Source organism: Bacillus sp. UNC438CL73TsuS30, from assembly GCF_000482325.1.
Lineage (GTDB): Bacteria > Bacillota > Bacilli > Bacillales > Cytobacillaceae > Neobacillus.
This window is the reverse complement of record NZ_KI535296.1, coordinates 206,813-228,555: the sequence shown is the minus strand read 5'-3', so window position 1 is coordinate 228,555 and position 21,743 is coordinate 206,813. Positions and strand designations below refer to the sequence as shown.

Sequence of the window (21,743 nt, the reverse complement as noted above, 5' to 3'; positions counted from 1 at the left end):
GTCATATACTCCTATTTTTATGTTCTTGATTCCACTATTAGCAGTGCCTGCTTGCTTCTTTTTCAAAGAAATACTAGGACTGGTTTCATTTTCCAATCGTTGGAACAACAGTTACATCTTTGCTGGCCACATACCCCACTCTTCCGCCTAGGTCAAGCATGTAAACATTGTTTTCTAGTCTAGAAAAATAGCATTCTTGACCCTTTTTCAGGACACCGATAACCTTGCCGCCAGTTGGCTGACTGAGAACATTTGCATCTTGATTCATTTCAATGGCCCCTTCCTTTTGGGAAGATGTGGTCCAATTCAATTTAATTGGACTTTTGATTGCTGTTACTGACTCTTTCTCGATATATCCTGTTCCCGTGCCAATTTTGATTCCGTACCAAGAACCTTGATTAGAAGTAATCTTAAAGGTTTCAGCTTTTTTCAGTTTGCCGATTGCAGTTGTTTTTGATCTCTTTTGATAGACCGTAACATCTGTTTTACTCTTAAAATATTTCACAGCTGTTTTTGCTTTGTGATACTTATAAACAATTTTGGCAAGATCGGCTATTACTCTTTGAGATTTTTCATAGGAAATATTTTTTGTCATTACGGCTAACGTAAACGGCTGCTGATGATAGACAATTGCTACATCGTTATATACCTTGTATATCGGAATCATGCCTACTTTATGGGCAATTGAAACTCCCTTTATCCCGCGTGGAATCGTTGTATTGTAAATCGTCTTTTTCAAATATCCGACAAGCTCCTTGCCATATTTACTCTTATTCGAGAATTGGTAGAGCTTTTTGGCATAAATGGTTAAATCATTAGCAGAGGTTAAATTTTGTCCATTTGGATAGGTATATTTACCGCCAACGCTTTTCATAAAATTTATAAAATTCGTCTGGCCGACCCGTTCCTTTAACATAATAAAAGCAATATTATCGCTGTAGATAATTGCCTTTTTAACTAAGTCACGAATCGTGTAACGGGTTCCCACCTTTTGATATTGAATTACGCCACTCCCGCCATAATAATGATGCTTTTTGTAAGTCAGCTTTTGATTTAAGTTGATTTTTCCTTTAGATGCCTGCTCCATAATATAGAGGGTGAGCGGAAGTTTAATCGTACTTGCGGCACGGCCGCTTGATTTCCCTCTTATTTGCAAGCTGTCACCTGTTATTAAATCTTGGTATTGAAGGGTAACCGTCCCTCCAGCCTTTTTTATGTATCGATTTAATTCTGCGGCTGCCTTTTTTGAAAAATCCTTCTGGGCAGTTAATTCTGCGGCACTTGCGCTTTGAGTTGGCATCATCAAAGCGGCAATCATGAAAATCGCTAAAATTCCTTTTAATAATCGTCCTGCCTTCAATCTTTTCCCCATCCTTTTAATAGTCTATTTACACTATAATTCTATCAAAAATATCCATATATTCGTATAGTCTACTTATAATCAATTCGAAGGCAGACAAAAACGGCAGTAAAAAAGGGCGTCCCAAAACGATCATTTTGGAACACCCTAATTTTGAGTTAGTAATAAAAATTCAACTTAACTAATTAGATATCATACCCATTGGGATTTTTCGATTGCCAATTCCAAGTATCTCGACACATTTCTTCTAAGTCTTTTTCTGCTGTCCACCCAAGTACTTTTTCTGCTTTTTCAGGATTTGCATAACAAACCCCAATATCGCCTGGACGCCTGTCGGCAATTGAATAGGGAATCTCTTGGGAGGTAACCTCTTTAAAAGTATTCACGATATCTAAAACACTGTATCCGGTACCTGTACCTAAATTGAAGGTTTCGATTCCTTCATTGTGATCCAAGTATTGTAGAGCCTTCAGATGCCCCTTTACTAGATCAACCACATGGATATAGTCTCTAACCCCTGTGCCATCGTGCGTTTCATAATCATTACCGAATACGGAAAGCCTATCTCTTTTTCCTACAGCAACCTGTGAAATATACGGCATTAAATTATTCGGAATTCCACTTGGATTTTCTCCAATTCTACCGCTTTCATGTGCACCAATTGGGTTAAAGTAACGCAATAAAGCAATTCTCCAGGTAGAATCAGAAACATATAAATCCCTTAAAATCTCTTCAATCATTAATTTGGTCCGCCCATATGGGTTGGTTGCATTCAAACGAGCGGTTTCATCAATCGGTACCATCTCCGGGTCCCCATAGACTGTGGCGGATGAGCTAAAAACTAGTTTTTTCACATTATGTTTAGCCATTGTTTCACACAAATTAATTGTGCCGACTATATTATTGTTGTAATACTTTAATGGAATTTCGACTGATTCTCCAACTGCTTTTAACCCGGCAAAATGCATAACTGCATCAAAATCGTACTGGCTAAATAGACGATCTAGAGCATCGCGATCCAAAATGTCAACCTCACAAAAAGGAAAATCCCTTCCAGTTAATTCTTTGATACGATTGATTGATTCCCTTTGACTGTTTGACAAATTGTCCAAAATAACAATATCATATCCGTTTTCCAAAAGTTCAACAGCAGCGTGACTTCCTATATATCCCGCTCCTCCGGTAACTAAAATCGTCATAAAAAACACCTCACTCGTAAAAAATATCGACCCTTATTATTAAATTATCATAAAAAGGGTTCTTTTATCCATTAAATTCAAATTACTATATTTTAACTTTAATAGATTTAGAATGGCAATTACGTTTGTTCATCTCCTAACTTTTCCAATCATAAAGAAGCTGCTTGTCCCAAATGCCCGGACAGGTTTTTCATTGATTGAAAATTTATATTGTAAACCTGGCTTACTCGCCTTCGCTGAAAAAGTTATAATTTTCCCCGGCAAGTTAGGCGCTATCACATTCGGTGTCTAGGACGTAATTGTAAAAATATTATTTAAGTCACAAGCTTTAATCGATATTATGACCCTCATGAATGCGTAATTCACCTTTCCACATGAAATCATCTTTTGTCAAGAAATATCATTACCTATAGATAATCCTCAATCCAGGATATATAATGATAGTAAAATAGAATTATATGGAGGAAGGGGAAAATTTTGGTTTTGTATGATAAAAGACCTAGTGATACTGAAAGTTCACAACTGCTTTCACGTGTTTTTTCAGTCATTGCACTTATCTTTATGATCGGCTTCTGGAATTTTAATGCTGATGATACTTTGGCAAAAGGAACAGATCGAGCCACAAGGGAATACAACGCAGCGTTAAATTCCTATAATTCAGCTGTTTCAAGACTTAATGCTGCCGAAAGGAAAACACCCAGCTTTTATATTAGCGGGGAAATTACACATCGCTACTCAAAAGAAATCTTAATTTGGGGCTATGCTACGGATAGTACTGCTTCGCCAAGTCATCCTGGATGGCTAACAGAATCTGGGAATATTATCATTAAAAACTATAAAGCTTCTAATATTAGTTATAACAAATATTATGGAAGAAATTATTTTATTAAGCAAACGACTGGGGTAGGACTATTTGGTCAAGAAGTACCTGTAAATATTTACGGCCCTAAACCAAAAAAAATCGCTCAGCTTGAGAGAGAAGTAAATGATGCAGCAAAAAAATTACACGAGAAAAAATTAAAACTGCCTGCAGAATTTTCAATTCAGTACAAAGGGAAAAATGTAACCGATAATCATAAACATCCATTAAAGCTGGATCGAGTGCCCTATACCGTTTCGCTCATCAACAAATCCAAAGGGGCAGAGTCTAGTTCTTGGTATATTTCAACCGGAAAAAACAAATGGAAATTAATATCAAGTAGTAAAAACACAAAGGTCGATATCAAGACTGAAAAGGCTACAATTAAACTGGTCATCAATCATAATAAAAAGAATTATAAAATACATAAGGTCTATATCTCATTACCGGCGACTGGTTTTACAGATATCCCAAAGACACATTGGGCTGCCCACTCTATTATTAAAGTGACCAAGGCAGGGTTAATGAAAGCTTTTAATGATAAGAAGTTTCATCCTAATACCGCTGTCACCCGAGGTCAATTTGCGAAGCTTATTGTTCAAGCTTACAAGATTAAACCAGTAAATCCAGCAGTTGCTTCGTTTTCAGATGTATCAAAGGAGAATCAATATTACCCCTGCATCGAAGCAACAAAATACTATTTTAAGGGAACATTCTCTTTTAGTAAAAATGAGAAATTCAATCCAAATTCAAAAATTAGAAGAGACGAAGCCGCCGCCGTTATAACAAGATTAACCTTATTAGATCGTCAAAGTTTGAATGGGGAATCCTTTTTAAAATCAAGATTTACGGATTATAAAAAGATTTCACCAAGTCTTTACAAACTGGTTGCTATTGCTGTTGATAAAAATCTAATGATTGGCTATGAAAATAATACATTCAAAGGAAGCAGTTCATTAGACAGAGCTACAGCTGCTTATTTGCTAAATCAAACATCTGAGAAATACTACGGTAAATCAAATAATGTGAAATTTAGTTCTTCCATACCAGGAACTACTTTTAAAAAAGCAATTCCTATATCTATGAAATTGAGCGGCAATGCAAAAGTTTATCTTAATAATAAACAAGTAACCTTTTATTATGGAGAATATGATCAGAACTACAATTTGGTACACGGAGAAGGTACTTATCATTTTAATATTAAATTGGTTCAGCCCTTTAGAATACTGGAGTCGAATAAAAAGGTAGTTTATAGTATTCCGGCGCCTTTATTAAAACTGAACTCTTTACCCGTATCAACCGATATACAGTCTTTAACAATCAGCGGTTCTGTGACCGATAAAACCGATGACCATCCAAGTATTTACATCAATAATCAAGAGGTTTATATCGACTATTCCGGAGAATGGTCGGAAAGCTTTGATTTATCGGAAGGAAATAATACGTTCGTGATCAAGGCTGTAAACAGTTCAGGAAAAGTGACAAAAGTGACAAAGGTAGTGAAGTTCACTCCTGCTATTCCAGCCTTATCAGTTCATTCAATCCCTGTTACCACTTCGCTTGATACTGTAACTATAAGTGGAAAAGTAACAGACAAAAATGATGACCGTCCTAGGGTCTATGTAAATGATCGGGAGGTTTACGTCTCCTATGATGGAACTTGGTCAGACAGCTTTGATTTATCGGAAGGGGTCAATAGTTTTGTCATTAAAGCTGAAAATACTTTAGGGAAAACCACGAAGGTAACGAGAAAGATTTTATTTGCATCTGATTCCCCTGTTCTTACGGTAAATTCAGTTGCTGAGACAACCAATCTTGACTCCGTTACAATTAGCGGGAAGGTGTCAGACAAAAATGATGACCGGCCTAAGGTTTATGTAAATGATCAAGAGGTTTACGTTTCCTATGATGGATCTTGGTATGACAGTTTTGATTTATCAGAGGGGGATAATACTTTTGTCATCAAGGCTGAAAATAGCCTTGGCAAAATCTCTTCTGTTACCAAAAAAGTTGAATTTTCGCCGCCTGTCCCTGTCCTTACTGTAAATTCGGTTCTTTCCTCAACAGAATATGACTCGATTACAATTAGCGGGAAGGTTTCCGATAAAAATGATGATCGTCCTAGAGTTTATGTAAATGATCAAGAGGTTTACGTTTCCTATGATGGAACTTGGTCAGACAGCTTTGATTTATCGGAAGGGGATAATACTTTTGTTATCAAGGCTGAAAATAGTCTTGGTAAAACCTCTTCTGTTACCAAGACAGTTAAATTTTCGCCGCCTGTCCCTGTCCTTACAGTAAATTCGGTTCTTTCCTCAACGGAATATGACTCGATTACAATTAGCGGGAAGGTTTCCGATAAAAATGATGATCGTCCTAAAGTTTATGTAAATGATCAAGAGGTTTATGTCTCCTATGATGGAACTTGGTCAGACAGCTTTGATTTATCGGAAGGGGACAACACTTTTGTCATTAAGGCTGAAAATAGCCTTGGCAAGATCTCTTCCGTTACTAAAGTCGTCAAATTTATACCGCCTTCACCTACACTTACCGTAAATACGGTACCTTCTACAACGACCTATAATACAATTACGATAAGTGGAAAGGTTTCCGATAAAAATGATGACCGGCCTAAAGTTTATATTAACAATCAAGAGGTTTATGTTTCCTACGATGGGCCTTGGTCAAAGGCATTCTCACTTATGTCCGGTTTAAATACTTTTGAAATAAAAGCTACTAATAGTCTCGGAAAGATCACCAGCATAACACGAACCATCACATATGCAAAATAAGTCATTAACAGATAAAAGGCTGCCAAAGGTAGCCTTTTATCTGTTCCTTCTATTTTTGTACTAACGCCTTAATCGTCGTTTTCATTTTCTTTGTCTTTTTAGCTTGATACGGAATTTGAAGGTAGACGGTTGAAGTTTTTTCATTTGCGACAGCCATTGCCCGTCGCTGCCACTCATGCTGTATTTCCAATTTTGCTTTCCATTACTAGAATAAGCATATAAATACTGATCCCCCAAAATCATAAGCTGCTTTTTAAACTCAAAGTTATATCCCTTTTCCGGTATTTTCTTTTCCAAGCGCTTCTTAACTGAGAAATCATAATTAATCATTGTTTTTGAATCCGTTGCGACATAAAGTCCGTCTGTTGAAGGCAGCCTATAGGTGTAAACTTGACTTCTCCCCATGCATATGAGGTGATTTTACCGTTGGAAAGCGTAATGGCGTGAATGATACCTAAATCCCCGCCAGCATTGTTATAACCTGTTACTTTTTCTTTTTTTGCCAATTTTCCACACCCAAGTGCAGCCAATATTCATTTCGGTGCCAACGATCTCTCCATTCTTAATCGAACCGAAATCAATATGCTTCGTTTTTTTAACATACAACGTTTTTTCTTTTCCGCCATTACTAAATTTTAAGTACCCATTTGATTCTAGACTTAGGGCTGATTTTTTGTATTTCACAAAGAAGAAACGCTTATAATTCCATGGATACTTCCAATTTTTATTTCCACCGTCCCGTTGTTTATTTGTACAGATTGGCAAGATAAGGAAAAGCTGGACTCTAAGCGTCTCTTTCCATTTGCCTCTGAGACAGACGTATAGTATGTAAAGTCCTAATAGAATGGTCAGGTGATGAAGATCGGATATAGGTTTTCTGGAAAATATAAACCGTTTGCGATGAGACTCCAACAAAGGAGGATCAATATGATCATCGGAAACAAAAAAATACATCCTTTCAGTTTGCAAGACTTTTTTCCTATATTCATATTGATTTTACCGCTAATTTTTTCTCGTGTGGAGGTGGTGAATTTCGACAATTTATTAAGGGAACGTATTTTGATGAAAGTGGAAGTAACCAATACAAAAATGCCCCGAATGAAACCGGGGGCATTCTCTTAAACTATTACTTCTTAACAGTTACTGTTGTACCCTTACTTACGTTTCCAGCCTTATCTTGAGCCGTAACAGTTAGGGTTTTACCAGCTTTTTGCTTAGAAATTTTAGCGGAGAAATAACCGTGCTTGTCCGCATAATCTTTACCAAGCACCTTGCTACCGGCTTTCACAACTACATAGGAGTAAGCTTCTGCCTTACCTGTTACTCTTGTAGACGTTGAAGTCACCTTGTCCACTTTTGGTTTTGCCGGAGCCGTTTTATCAATAGTAAATGTAACAGTCGTTTTGTTACCTGCTGCATCTTTTACCACTAATATGTGTTTTCCTTCTTTTGATACAACAGTGCCGCTTGTTACGGGTTTTCCATCTAATAATGCAGCCCTTTCATTGAAGCTGATTTTGACAGACTTGTTGTAAAGAACATTATTTTTTACACCGGATACAACTGGAGCAGTCTTGTCAATCGTGAACTTTACTGTTGTCTTATTGCCTGCTGCATCAGTCACAACCACAGTGTAAGAGCCTTCAGCTTTAACAACCTTGCCATTTGTAATCTTTGTACCATTTAATGTTGCAGTTCCTTCAGTGAAGCCGATCTTAACATCATGGTTGTAGCTTCCACCATTGCTAACCCCATATACAACTGGAGCTGTCTTATCGATGGTAAAGCTTACTGATGTTACGTTGCCTGCTTCGTCCTTAACAACAAGCGTATGAGATCCTTCTTTAGAAACCTTACCACCTTTGAAGACTTTATTGTCTAATGTTGCGGTTCCTTCAGAGAAGCTGATTGTAACATCATGATTGTATAAACCTTTGTTTACTACTCCAGTTACCTTTGGAGCTGTCTTATCAATGGCAAAGTTCACAGTTGCTTCATTTCCTGCTTGATCTTTAACCACTAATTTGTAAGTTCCTTCAGCGCTTACTTTGTAACCGCTGGTGATTTCCTTACCGTTTAATGTAGCAGTTGTATCTTTTTCAAACTCGATGGTTACATCGTGATTGTAAAGACCCTTGTCGGCAACACCAGTAACTTTCGGAGCAGTCAGGTCGATTCTAAAGTTTACAGTCGTTACGTTGCCTGCTTTGTCCGTTACTTCCAATTTGTAAGTTCCTTCTTTAGTTACTTCTGTACCATTCTCGATTTCTTCACCATTTAATGTCGCAGTTCCTTCATTAAAGGAAATGGTTACTTTGCCATTATAGAAGCCGTCTTCCACACCTTCTACAACTGGAGCTGTTTGGTCAATCGTGAATCTAACCTTTGTATCATTACCCGCTGCATCTGTAACAACTAAAGTATAATCTCCATCTTCATGAACAACTTTTGCATTTTCAATTGGCTCATCATTCAATGTAGCAGTTCCTTCATTGAAGTCGACTGTTACATTATGATTATAGAGACCCTTGTCCACTACTCCACTTATTACAGGTGCAGTTTCATCACTAATGATTAGTTCCGTCCCAGCACTTTCATTTCCTGCTGAGTCTGTTGCAGTAACAATCATTTTTGTTCCTGCTATAAGTTTTGAGTATAGTTTGATTTCAAAAATACCTTCATCATTTGCTAAGGAGATTCCAATTTCCTGTCCGTCAATCTTTGCGGAGATTTGTGAGCCTGGTTCAGCTTTTCCCAAGACAAATAGGTCTTTGTCCGAAACTGGATTTACAATAGGTGCATCTGGAATTGATGTATCTGTACCTATTAATTCTTTTGTATTGCGGACACGAATACGGTTTTCCCCTAAATTTTTGGTGGCGATGCCAATCGCTTCTAGTGTATCTCCTACCTTAAGTATTGGAACAGGACCGCTTTGATTAATAATATAATCATCAACATATACGAGAGCAGGTCCAGAGCTATCATCAATTTCATAGGAGTTCTCTCCAATTATCGAAATAACTTTACCGGTAACCTTTATTAAAAGTCCTTGATTTTCTTCAGCATTAGAATCTAGTGTACTTACAACCTTGGGCTCAATCAGTTTTCCTGAACCTATTTTTACAATATCATTTATAAATCTATCAAATTCTAAAACAGGTTCATTTTCAATCATCTTTAATTTTCCATATACACGGATTTTATCTCCAACGTTCAAGCTTCCTTCAGGAAGTTCACCGATTGCCTTTATACCACCTGTATCGTCTTGGATATTAACTGAATTATTGAAAGAAGTGGCAGTTACAGTGCCTTCTATAACTAAATTCTTTCCTTCAATAGTATTACGCGCATCTTCGATAGAGCTATTCTTATAAATTTCAAACACTTGGTTATTTTCATTGTTCCCAAGGTAATAGTCATTATCATCAGATAGAGTAACTATAATTTTATGTGTACCCGCAACAGGATTTCCCCACACTATACTTGCACTTCCACTATTATTAGCTTCCAGTGCATCAATTTTTGTTTCACCAATAAAGTGATTACTATCAATTTGATCGTAATAGAAGTTTGCTGAAATATCATTTACATTGATTTTAGCTTTGTTACTAATTTCAGCAGTAAGTTTCGTAGATTCACCTTCGACAATTTTCCCATCCGAATTTATTTTATTAACATTAACAGCTACTTCATCTTCTTTTGACCAAATAGGTGAAGAGTAAATCCGGTCTCCATCTTTTTGGGTAACTTTTACAACAAACCATTGTTGTCCATCTGCAACTGTAATGCGGTCTGGCTTCCAATCAAAAGAAGTTAAATCTTCTGAAGGGATATAGGTTTGGACAACCTTCATTTGATTTGTAATCAATTCTACTTTTTCTATTGCATCATTAGATTCTGTTTTAAGATAGTTATATTCTGGATCTGAGGCTTTTTCTAAATGAGAATCACTTCCTTCAACAGTAAAGTCTAATTGATTCGTATCAACTGTTGATCCCATATAAAATCTATTCGCTGAGAAATTCAATGTAAAGTTAGGGTCTTCACTCATATAAACACGTCTATTTTTCATTGAATCCAGGAGTGATGCCTCCGTTAAATCATCTGCCACAATTACCGTACGTTTTTTCGTTTGTCCCCATGTACCAGTATGATTATCTTCACCATAAGTAGGAGCCACATGCCAGCCTAGGTCAAGTGCATTAAAATACTTTTTTTCTGAATTTGTATAAGAAATTTCTGGACCATTTCCAATTTCAAACATCGTAAATACTCGATCAACCTCTTTGTTATACGGTATAAAATTACTAAACGCATTAGCAGGTGAGTTGGGATGATTGAATTGACCGACAATATTTTCCTTGGTTAAGGCCCAGGCGTAGAAATTTTGAAGATTTTGATACTTACCACCATCTACAATTCTATCAATAAAATTGTTAGAACCTAATACATTCGAATGACCCCAAGTTGTAGATGACATTTCAAACCCAGGGAATACAACAAAATTGCCGTTATTTGTATATTTTCCAGCTAGCGTCTTAGTTAATTGCCACTGTTCGCCGCCAGTTCTTTCCTTCATTCCATTTTGAATAACCGTGTCTTGGTTTATTAATGTATTATCAATATCATGAGAATGATCTGAAAAAGCAAAGAAGTCATATTTGTAATTTTTTGCTGCTATTAAGGCTTCTTCTGGTGTACCAGACCCTTGAGCTTTGGCATCATGGGATATGTTGGTATGGTTATGGGTAGTCCCTCGATAGTGATGTCCACCGGAAAACCTTTTTTTAACTGTAAATGACCATTCATATGGTGCTGATAAATTCCCTAACCTATCCTTTGCGGATACTCTAATAGTATGGGCGCCTTCTTGCAATGGAACACTATCTCTTGAAAGTACTAGTTTAATTTCACTATCACTGATTATTGCATTAGAGGAATAATCTTTATCATCAATTGAAATTGTTGCTGTTGAAGGATCTACCCCATCTGGATCATTCATATTTACCGAAATAGTAGGATATTGGGTTTCTATTTCTTCCTTATCCATCGGTAGCATTTTGGTGAATTCTGGACCTTCGTGATCTTCAACCACTTTTACCTCATTAGGAGTATCTGAACTCCCAACTGATTTTGTTTCTTCGTTATTTTTTGCCTGAATATAATAAAAGAATTTCCCTCGCGGCACATCCTCTTTATCTATTTTTGCATTATAGTTTTTCTCGTCAGTAGTATTCATCTTGATAGATTTGTAAGATTCGTCATTTTCACCTTTGTAATAAAGAGAAACAGTATCTGCGTATTTGGCACTTGCTATAAAATTGGCATCCAGACCAGAATATTGATTCTTAATTACAGTATGATTCAACTCTAACTGACCTTTTATATCATTAAAGGACCTAGGCAATAAAAAATAACCACTATTATATGGAGAAACCTTTGCATACTGTTCAACTATTCCTGTAAAAGAATAAGTTAATCCTTGTTTTATTTCTCCAAGAGAAAATGGGATCCGAACAATGCTTAGATTGCCATCATTATCGCTAACAGTAAGATCAGATTGAGAATCGTCCGACGCAATATTTAATACTTTTCCAGTAATGGTAACTAGCTTGCTCTCGTTTTTTTCATTCTCTTCATTTAAATTTTCAATAGAAATCCTATTCGGAATCGGTACACCCTCTGCTCCTAAGTCGTTGATGGTTGTAGGAATAAACTGGGTCATCCCTGCGGTAAATACCTCTTGACCAGTAATACTATACTTATTTCCTACTTTAATTGGTGCGGAAAAAACCCGATTACTAATCACATTGATACCACCTGTTTCATCCTGAATAAAGAAATTCGATTTTACATTTTCCCCCGGATTATTAATGGTGGTGGCTATTCCTTCAATGGTTGTAGTATAGCCAATATTGAGTGGCAACTCAGTTGAATCATTCTTTCTTAGTTCACCAATTGGTATAATAGTAGATTTGGAACCTTCCAAATTAATTTTTGTATAGACACTTTCTTTTTCTGTTGGCTGAGATGTATCTGTGTAGGTTAAATATACTACTGTTGGCTTCCTTATATCTGATAAAAATAATTCAAATGAACCCCCTGATGTAGCCTTGACCTCCTGTGGTGGATTGTTTTTTGGATCTGATATGGAATCCTCATCATACATTTTAATCATTGAGTCTCCTGGAACTGACCCATCATGTCCAACAATCGAAGAGGTCGATTCATCGAATGTTATTTTAGATGCATCTGGGTAGAGAATGTAGGCTGAATTATGAATAACCATCTCTTCCGCATCACTTGCTTCTACTGGTATGTTTAAAACAAAATCCTTTGAAGGATCTGAAACGGGTGGAGGAAACCAACCATTCCCCATTCCCAGAGCAGAACGAGGATCGGAACCGACATTTGTCCTTCGTAAAATTGTCCCCCTTGCGATATTAGGATTAATAATTGGACTATCCCAATACTCCTTGTGAAGAAACTTTTCAGTACCGTCCGTATATGCAACTAAATCAACCACATCTGGATCATTAACACCAGTTACTGCGGTATCCTTTTTTGCAAGAACTAAGGCACCACCCTTTGATCCATTTGGGTTTAAAGAAGTGGTAGAATCTGCATTTACAGGCAGTGATTGTCCGTTATCACCTGTAACACCTTGAACTAAGTAATACCCGTGTGCTTTAATAATACTTTTGTTTTTTTGCTTAGAATTAAGGACATCTATTGGTCTTCCTGGGCAAAAGCTCATAGTAGAATAAATCGTTGAAGCAATAGACCATCCTGTTAAATCAATATCTTTATCTGTAGTATTATATAACTCAAAGAACTTTGTTTTAAAGAATGCTCCTGGGTTTCCACCGTTAGCATATACTTGGCTAAATACAACATCTCCAGGGGAAATATCTGAGCTAGGGCTTGCGTAATTTACGATTACTTTTTCACTAGGAACTTTTCCTATTTCTTGTGCGGTAATGTAAACAACTGATTTGGATTGGGGGTTGGAGAAGAAATCAAAACTAAATGATCCTTCTCCATCTGCTATTGTAGACGCTATTTCACTACCATCCTCAAAATATAATTTTACAATTGCGTTATTAGCTACTGCGTGAACATTACCACTCAATTTGGTATATGACGAATATGTAATCTTTGGAACTAGAGGTAAGGCTGTCCTTTCAATATTGGTCCCTGTATAATTTACAGATGTTTTGTCTGAAGGATCTTTCCCATCCTCCTGAGCAGATAAATAAATTACTTTTCTATCCTGAGGGTTCTGAATGGGTAAAGAGAATGAACCGTCACCTTTTGCTGTTGTGGATCCGGCTAAGGTGTTATCATCATTAAAAACCTTTACGATAGAATTGCTTGCAACTGCCCCAGCCGTTCCTTCTACACTTGATACTGAAGAAAACGTAATCTTTGTTGCATCAGGTACATTTGTTTTTTCAAGAGTTGAGGATCCAAATTGATTACCTTGAATCAGAATATCCGTAATTCGACTGGATCCAGTCCCAGTTGTATCTTTAAAAGTACTACCGTTGGCTCTAATGTTTGAATTGACGAGCCATCTAACATAAACAAGGTCTCTATTATTCACCTGATTAGGTAATTGTAATTCCGCCAACTGCCCACCTGTTTCCCATGTTGCATTTCCTATTTTCACATTCCCATTCGGAACATCTGTCCAATTAATATTATCTAAACTATATTGAAGCTTAAAATCTCTTGGACCGTCTGAAGAGCTATATTGTTTTGAAGACAATTTAATATTTTGATAGCCCTTTGTGGAAAATGGTACCAGCCAGTAAGATGCTTTATTGTAGGACCATGTATCAGCATTAATCACATTAATTCCAGAAGTCGGTCCAGAATTATAACAAATTACTTTTGAACCAACTGAAGATAATACTCGGTCAAGATTTTCGCTTATTCCAATAGATGGAGTAGTAATATATCCTTTTTTGAAATCCCAATTCGCCAATGGAATAAGTTGTTCTGCCGCCCTACTTATCCGTGGACTTACTATTGAAAATACTAAAAGAACCGTTAAAAGAATACTTATCACCTTTTTGTAATTTTCCACCTTTAAATACACTACCTACTTCCCCCCTGTCTAATACTCTATTAATAAACGGTTAGTTCTATTAACGCTTTTCAATTTAAGAAAAAACCTATTCTAATTCTAGTATGTAAAGCAAATTTATTCTATAATTTTCCTTCATATAAATATATTAGTGTAGATGTTATAAAGAAAATTACTCCCTAATAGACATTTATCGATTAATCTCTAAACAAAAAACATCCCTGAAGATATTCTTCAGGGATGTTTTTATTAACCTATTTCTTTACCGTAACGCTCTTAGCTGCACTAACATTTCCAGCTTTATCTTTAGCCGTAACTGTCAGTGATTTACCAGCTTTTTGCTTAGAAATTTTAGCGGAGAAATAACCGTGCTTGTCCGCATAATCTTTACCAAGCACCTTGCTACCAGCTTTCACAACTACATAGGAGTAAGCTTCTGCCTTACCTGTTACTCTTGTAGACGTTGAAGTCACCTTGTCCACTTTTGGTTTTGCCGGAGCCGTTTTATCAATAGTAAATGTAACAGTCGTTTTGTTACCTGCTGCATCTTTTACCACTAATATGTGTTTTCCTTCTTTTGATACAACAATACCGCTTGTTACTGATTTCCCATCTAATAACGCAGCTCTTTCATTGAAGCTGATTTTTACTGACTTGTTGTAAAGAACATTATTTTTTACACCGGATACAACTGGAGCAGTCTTGTCAATCGTGAACTTAACAGTTGTCTTATTGCCTGCTGCATCAGTCACAACAACAGTGTAAGAGCCTTCAGCTTTAACAACCTTGCCATTTGCAATCTTTGCACCATTTAATGTTGCAGTTCCTTCAGTGAAGCCGATCTTAACATCATGGTTGTAGCTTCCACCATTGCTAACCCCATATACAACTGGAGCTGTCTTATCGATGGTAAAGCTTACTGATGTCACGTTGCCTGCTTCGTCCTTAACAACAAGCGTATGAGATCCTTCTTTAGAAACCTTACCACCTTTGAAGACTTTATTGTCTAATGTTGCGGTTCCTTCAGAGAAGCTGATTGTAACATCATGATTGTAAAGACCTTTGTTAACTACTCCAGTTACCTTTGGAGCAGTCTTATCAATGGTAAAGTTCACAGTTGCTTCATTTCCTGCTTGATCTTTAACCACTAATTTGTAAGTTCCTTCAGTGCTTACTTTGTAACCGCTGGTGATTTCCTTACCGTTTAATGTAGCAGTTGCATCTTTTTCAACTTCGATGGTTACATCGTGATTGTAAAGACCCTTATCCGCAACACCATTAACTTTCGGAGCAGTCTGATCGATGGTAAAGTTTACAGTTGTTACGTTGCCTGCTTTGTCCGTTACTACTAACTTGTAAGTTCCTTCTTTACTTACTTCTGTTCCATTTTCGATTGCTTCATCATTTATTGTTGCGGTTCCTTCGTTGAAGGAAATGGTCACTTTGCCATTGTAGAAGCCATCTTCCACACCTGTAACAACTGGAGCTGTTTGGTCAATCGTGAAGGTTACAGTTGTTTTATTATTAGCTGCATCAGTAACGACTAAAGTATAGTCTCCATCTTCATGAACAACTGTTGCATTTTCAATCGGCTCATCATTTAATGTAGCATTTCCTTCATTGAAGCTGACCATTACATCACGGTTATAAAGCCCGTTGTTTTTAACTCCTGTTACAACTGGAGCTGTTACGTCGCTAACCGTAATTTCCGCAGCAGCACTCTCATTATTTGATGCATCTGTTGCTGTTACAGAGACGGTTGAACCTGCTAATAACTTCGCATCAAGCTTGATTTCAAAGCTTCCATTTTCATCCGCTGTCGCTGTACCAACTACATAATCGTCAACTTTTGCTGTTACTGAAGCTAAAGCTTCTGTTGAACCAGTAATCACTTGATCTGCATCTGTTACAGGGTTAACAGTTGGTGCATCCGGAGCTGTTGTATCGCTTACTTTTACTACCGTTGCATCACTTACATGGCCTAGAGCATCTGCAGCTGTTACACTGATTTCAACTCCAGCAGCTTGTTTCTCAATTGTAATGGAGAAGGTTCCTGCATCATCAGCCTGTGTGCTGCCAAGTTCTTTATCACCGGCTTTTGCCACTACTTGAGCAGAAGCTTCCGTTTTACCAGTAATCACTGTATCTTTATCCGTTACAGTATTTACAACTGGTGCATCCGGAGCAGATTCATCTGTTCCTTTTAGTTCTTTCGTATTTCGTACGCGGATACGATCACCTTCAGCAAATTCACCTGATAGTCCGATTGCCTCTAAGGTATCGCCTTTATGAAGTGCTGGAACAGCACCGCTTTGGTTCACGATGTATCCGTCCGTAAATACTAATACATCACCAGAGCCATCGTTGATTACATATGAATTCTCATCGTATTGTTTTACAACTTTACCTGTTACCTTCACTAGAAGTCCTTGGTTTTCAGCTGAAGTTGCATCACCTGTTGAAACTACTTTTGGTTCAATCGGTGTACCTTTTCCAATTTTAATAACATCCATTGCATAGCTATTAAACTCGAACTCTTTGTTATTTTCATAGGTTTTAAGGTGACCGTAAATACGAACTTTGTCCCCTGCTTTTAATGTCTCGTCTGGCGTTTCTTTAAATGCCATGATTCCGCCAGTTTCATCTTGAACATAGAACGCATCGAAGAATACGCCGGCGCCGGTTGTTACCGTTCCTTCAATTACTGCTTCTTGATCGTCATCTAATTTTCTTACATCGGCAATCTTCGTAACCTTAGTATCGCGATGTGCAAGCCAGTTCACAGCGTTGAGTGCTAACTCATTATTTCCTTTTGGCTCATATGACTCATCCATTTGCTTATCGTTAAAGAAGTTCATACCAGTGACAACCACACGACCCTTGTTATCGCCGATTTCATCAGAAGCGATTAATGGTATCTGCGATCCGCCTGTACTGTCAGAAACAGCATCATACGTATTGCCACCCTTAATATTACCTTGATAAGTCGTTTCATTACCTTTTGCAAGAATCGTAACATTGCCGGTTTGAGTTAACGGCTGATTATCTGGGCCAGACAAGCTTGTACCGCTGTAGTAATCAACAAACGATACTCGGTCCGTAATATAATTAGAAACAAGACCTGGGTGAACCCTTACAGCCCATGGGCTTACAGCAGGATCAGACCAGAAGTTTCCTGTCTTACTATCATCAAAGACTCCGTCGTTACCCATGCGGATTGCTGTACCAATGTCGCTTAGTAAACCATTATTAATAGATGGGTCAGAGCTATTGTTACTCTTACCAGCCATCAATAATGAGCCGCCATTTTTCACAAATTTCGCAACTGCAGCCTGTTCATCTGCTGTAAGTGCTGTTCTTGGGGCAGTCATTACTAAAACTTTTACATTGCTTAAAACATCATCGGTAATTGCTGCTGTATTTTCAGTAACTGTATAGCCTTCTTTTTGAAGCTGTAATGTGAATGCTTTTAAATTGTCTTTATACGAACCGCTGTCACCTGATGTGTTTTCGTTGCCATGTTTCGCATCGATTAACACTTTAATGCCTAGCGGCTGCTTAATTTTTACTGCTAAATGATACTGAACATCCCCAATATCCAGTCCTTCTTTTGATGTTACTACTGCTATAATCTCATGATCTCCTGTTAAAGGATTCGTCCATGTTGTTGATGCAGTCGAAGAACCTTTGCTTAAAATGGATGCAATATCATTTGTTCCAATGAAATGACCCTGATCTACTGAATCATAGTAAAAATCTACCTTAAGGTCATTGATTGGCTGTGTACCATTATTGGCAACCGTTGCAGTTAATTTTGAAGGGTTTCCGCCGATCACAACACCGCCGTCGATATCAATACCATTTACTTTTACATCAACCGGTTGTTCTTTTGACCAGATTGGAGCAGAATAAATTCTTTCGCCATCCGCTTGTGTAACTTTTACCACAAACCATTGCTGGCCGCTTGAAACGGTATAAGTTGGATTCCATGTAAAATCTTTTGTCATTGGTGCAATAGAATCCACTACCTTGCCTCCACTTGTAATCAGTTCAACCTTTGCAATTCTATCGTCTGATTTATAAGAGGTTGGAAGGTAGCTGTAATCTGTGCTGTTATGAGCTTCTGCCACAGGGTCGCTTCCTTTGATATCAAACTTTAATGTTTTGCTATCAACGGTTGAACCCATGTAGTAGCCATTTGCTAAAACATCTAAAGTGAAGTTTGGATCTTCTTCCATGTACACACGCATATTGCGCATAGAACGCATTAATGAATCCTGGGAAAGATCATCCGCAACGATAACCGTACGTTGGTTTGTTTGACCCCAAGTTCCTTCATGGTTATCTTCACCGTAAGTAGGGGCAACATGCCAACCTAAATCTAGTGCGGAGAAGAACTTAGCTTCAGCATTCGCATAACCATAGTGACCGGAACCATTACCAACTTCAAGCATTGTAAATAATCGATCTACATCTTTATTGTACGGCTTGAAGTTATTGAATGCATTTGCAGACATGTCAGGGTGATTAAATTGACCAACGATATCATCATAGGTCATAACCCATGCATAGTACTGATTTAAATCTTGGTATTGCTTTCCATTAATATTTCGGTCGATAAAATTGTCCGTTCCAAAAATATTTGAGTGTCCCCATGTAGTAGAAGTCATTTCAAACGCAGGAAAGACAACATATTCACCATTTTTTGTATATTCCTTCGCAAGGTCTTTCGTCATTTGCCACTGTGTTCCACCTGTACGTTCCTGCATACCTTTATGGTCAACAGTATCTTTACCAAGCAGATCAGGATCAATATCATGGGAGTGGTCAGAGAACGCAAACCAATCATAGTGGTGGTATTTACCAGCCTTTAACGCATCTTCTGGAGTTCCAGCACCATCATGTGAAATGTTCGTATGGTTATGTGTTGTACCACGGTAGTGATGGCCGCCCGTGAATCGCGGAACGATTTCAAACGTCCATTCTTTTAAGCTTGTATTTCCTTTTGCATCCTTTGCTTCGACTTTCACTGTATGAGTTCCAAGGGCAAGGTCTTCACCAGGAGTATATTTAACTTGTGTTTTACTAATCACTGCATCTGGAGCCGTTATTTCCTTACCATCAAAAGTAAATTTAACGGAAGTTTCATCCACTCCGCTAGGGTCGTTAATTAATACAGAAATTTCAGGATGAGGTGTTTCAATCTTATCTCCATTTTGTGGAGTTTCACCGCTGAATTCTGGTCCGACTGTGTCCTTAATTACTTTAACAGTATAAGGCTTATCACTTGTACCAGCTGTTTTTACCTGTTCCCCTGCTTTTGCTTCAATATAATACTCAAAGCCATTTTGAGTGATATCTGCTTTATCTAATGTTGCTGTATAGCGGCTTTCACTGCCTTTTGTCATTGGCAAAGCTGCATAATCTGTTTTTCCTGTTTCTCTGTAGTAGACAGTTACAGATTCTGCGCCATCAGCGTTTGCTTCAAATAATACATTGGTATCTTCATATACTTCTGTCAAAGCTGTATGCGTAATACCTAAAATTGGAGCAATATCTTTTACATTTCGTGGATAAATTTGATATCCGGAAGTTAATTGTGTTTTATTGGTAGTATATTGACCTAATACACCAGTTACCGTGTAGCTTTTACCTGTTACTAAATCTGTATCAGGAACAATACCTGTTGTACCCATAACCCTTAATGTTGTTGCTTTGTTGTTTTCATCTACAAAGGTTACATTGTAGTTAGGAGGAGTACTTGCAGTTGCAGATACCTTTCCAGTTACAGTTACAAGGCTACCTTCAAGCGGCTCTGCTGTCGCAAAGGTAGTTGAGTCAACGATCGACATAACCTTTGGTTCTGGAATTGGCTCACCTTCACTGATTTTTTCAATGGAGGTAGTATCAAATTCTAGAAGTCCGTTGTAAACAATAACCTTACCAGTAACCCTTAATTTATCACCTTTTGTAACTTTAAAAGGAGTTTCATAGGTTGTGCTAAAAATATTGATTCCGCCAGAAGCATCTTGTAAGTAGAAGTTTTGCTTTTGTGTACCAAGAATTTGGTTATCTACAGTTGCGACACCTTCAATCGTAAATGTCTTATTTAGATTTTTAGGCTGTCCATTTGTATTATCATAGTCTCTTACATCTTTAATGGATGTAATAACAGACGTATCTGCTTTTGTAACGGAGACAGGAACGCTTTCCAGCATAATTCCCTTAGCAGAGTTGGAAATCTGCGTTACATATACAGTATTTGGAGCATTACTTATTATTGCGGTAAAATCTCCTGCCGAACCGGCTTTAATCTCTTGCGTGTTTAATTTTGCGCTTGAAGATACAGTGTTATCTGAATAAACATTAATGCTTGCAATGGCAGAGGCACTGCCTGCGTTTCCGATTAATGTACCAGTTCCATTGGAAACTGTGAAGCTAAGCTTGGTCTGATCCACTGATGTACTTTGTGTTGCAACCTTAACTTCAATTGCCGCACTCTCAGCAAGATCCGTCTGTGTTGAAGCCACAAATACGGATGCAAGGGTTTTATCAGTTGTAAAGCTGATATTAAAGCTTCCATCTTCCCCAGCGGTAGCTGTTCCAAGAGCAGTTCCCTTGGTTGCGTTTTCATAAACATTAACAGTAGAATTTGGTTCAACAGCATCTGCATTACCTTTTACTGTAATGGATGTGCCATCTTGTAAAAATTGAATATTTGTTCCTTTAGGTTGCAAGCTGATTTGCGGAACCATTGGATCTTCCGTTGGGCTTGCAGTGTTTCTTGGTGCTACAACAGGTCCTGTAAAAAAGTCTGCTTTGTTATCATCCGTATCCCACGCGTTGCCTTTACCAGGTGCAGGGTCAACGTTTGCATATGGGCGACGTTGAACACTTGTTGTGTTAGATGGGGCTTTTGCTGCTCCAGTTCCTTCAAAGGCGTCCGCAATACCCACTCCTAGAAAATCAATTGCATCAGCAGGTTTTGACCCAGAGGCCGCATTCGTTTTATCTTTAAATAAAGCAACTTTCGCATCTGAACCGGACATCGTTAAAGCACCAGTTGCATCTGCCGTCCCTATATCTACACCATTTGCTCCGCCTGCTTCGGCAATGAGGTAATAACCGTGTGATTTAATGGTTCCCCCTAATTTCGTTACGCCCCAAGACGTTCCAGTTTTGGCAGCATATTGGACAGACCATCCATCAAGAACAACATCCTGATCTGTAGGATTGTATAATTCTATGAAGTCCTTATTGTATGGAGCCCCTGAATTACCTCCACCACCAAAATACTGGGAAATAACGACGTGGTCAGCCATCTCGGCATGTGCCCTGCCAATCAAACCGCTTGGCAAAAACGTGCTGATTAGGAGTAAAACAGCCAGAAACGAGCTTGTCCAGCGCTTAAAATTTTTATTTCTAAAATCCACTTTCT

Annotated in this window: 7 protein-coding genes; 1 reads left to right on the top strand and 6 read right to left on the bottom strand. The window is 37.8% G+C overall.

Translation table 11 applies throughout. The features are described from left to right. Positions 1–85: 85 nt before the first annotated feature. Positions 86–1,360 carry a serine hydrolase gene (locus M028_RS31655; protein WP_051591206.1) on the bottom strand — a complete coding sequence of 425 codons (1,275 nt, stop codon included), beginning with the start codon at positions 1,358–1,360 and terminating at the stop codon, positions 86–88. Positions 1,361–1,545: 185 nt separating this feature from the next. Further along, positions 1,546–2,559, bottom strand: a complete 1,014-nt coding sequence (galE, locus tag M028_RS0122710; protein ID WP_026575880.1) for a UDP-glucose 4-epimerase GalE — start codon at positions 2,557–2,559, stop codon at positions 1,546–1,548. A 483-nt stretch (positions 2,560–3,042) separates the two neighbouring features. Here galE and M028_RS0122705 point away from each other — a divergent pair, with 483 nt between their 5' ends. After that, on the top strand, positions 3,043–6,210 hold the full coding sequence (locus tag M028_RS0122705) for an S-layer homology domain-containing protein (RefSeq protein ID WP_155925755.1): 3,168 nt from the start codon (positions 3,043–3,045) through the stop codon (positions 6,208–6,210). 81 nt (positions 6,211–6,291) lie between these two features. Here M028_RS0122705 and M028_RS0122700 read toward each other — a convergent pair whose 3' ends face one another. From M028_RS0122700 to M028_RS30880, 4 genes are all read right to left on the bottom strand, one after another. Further along, entirely contained in the window at positions 6,292–6,540 is a 249-nt protein-coding gene (locus tag M028_RS0122700) for a hypothetical protein (protein ID WP_026575878.1), read from the bottom strand. Continuing rightward, positions 6,537–6,716 (bottom strand): hypothetical protein, encoded by a 180-nt coding sequence (locus M028_RS33440; protein WP_026575877.1) that lies wholly within the window; start codon positions 6,714–6,716, stop codon positions 6,537–6,539. Before M028_RS33440 ends, M028_RS0122700 begins: the two co-directional genes overlap by 4 nt. A gap of 620 nt (positions 6,717–7,336) precedes the next feature. Further along, positions 7,337–14,317, bottom strand: a complete 6,981-nt coding sequence (locus M028_RS0122680; RefSeq protein ID WP_026575874.1) for an Ig-like domain-containing protein — start codon at positions 14,315–14,317, stop codon at positions 7,337–7,339. Between the two features lie 242 nt (positions 14,318–14,559). Beyond that, the gene (locus M028_RS30880) at positions 14,560–21,738 is read right to left on the bottom strand and encodes an Ig-like domain-containing protein (protein WP_197031461.1); all 7,179 of its coding nucleotides are present in this window, start codon (positions 21,736–21,738) and stop codon (positions 14,560–14,562) included. Positions 21,739–21,743 lie beyond the last annotated feature (5 nt).

Coding starts and splice junctions, on each gene's coding strand:
- M028_RS0122700 (WP_026575878.1), bottom strand. CDS start 6,540: ATGATTAATTATGATTTCTCAGTTAAGAAGCGCTTGGAAAAGAAAATA.
- galE (WP_026575880.1), bottom strand. CDS start 2,559: ATGACGATTTTAGTTACCGGAGGAGCGGGATATATAGGAAGTCACGCT.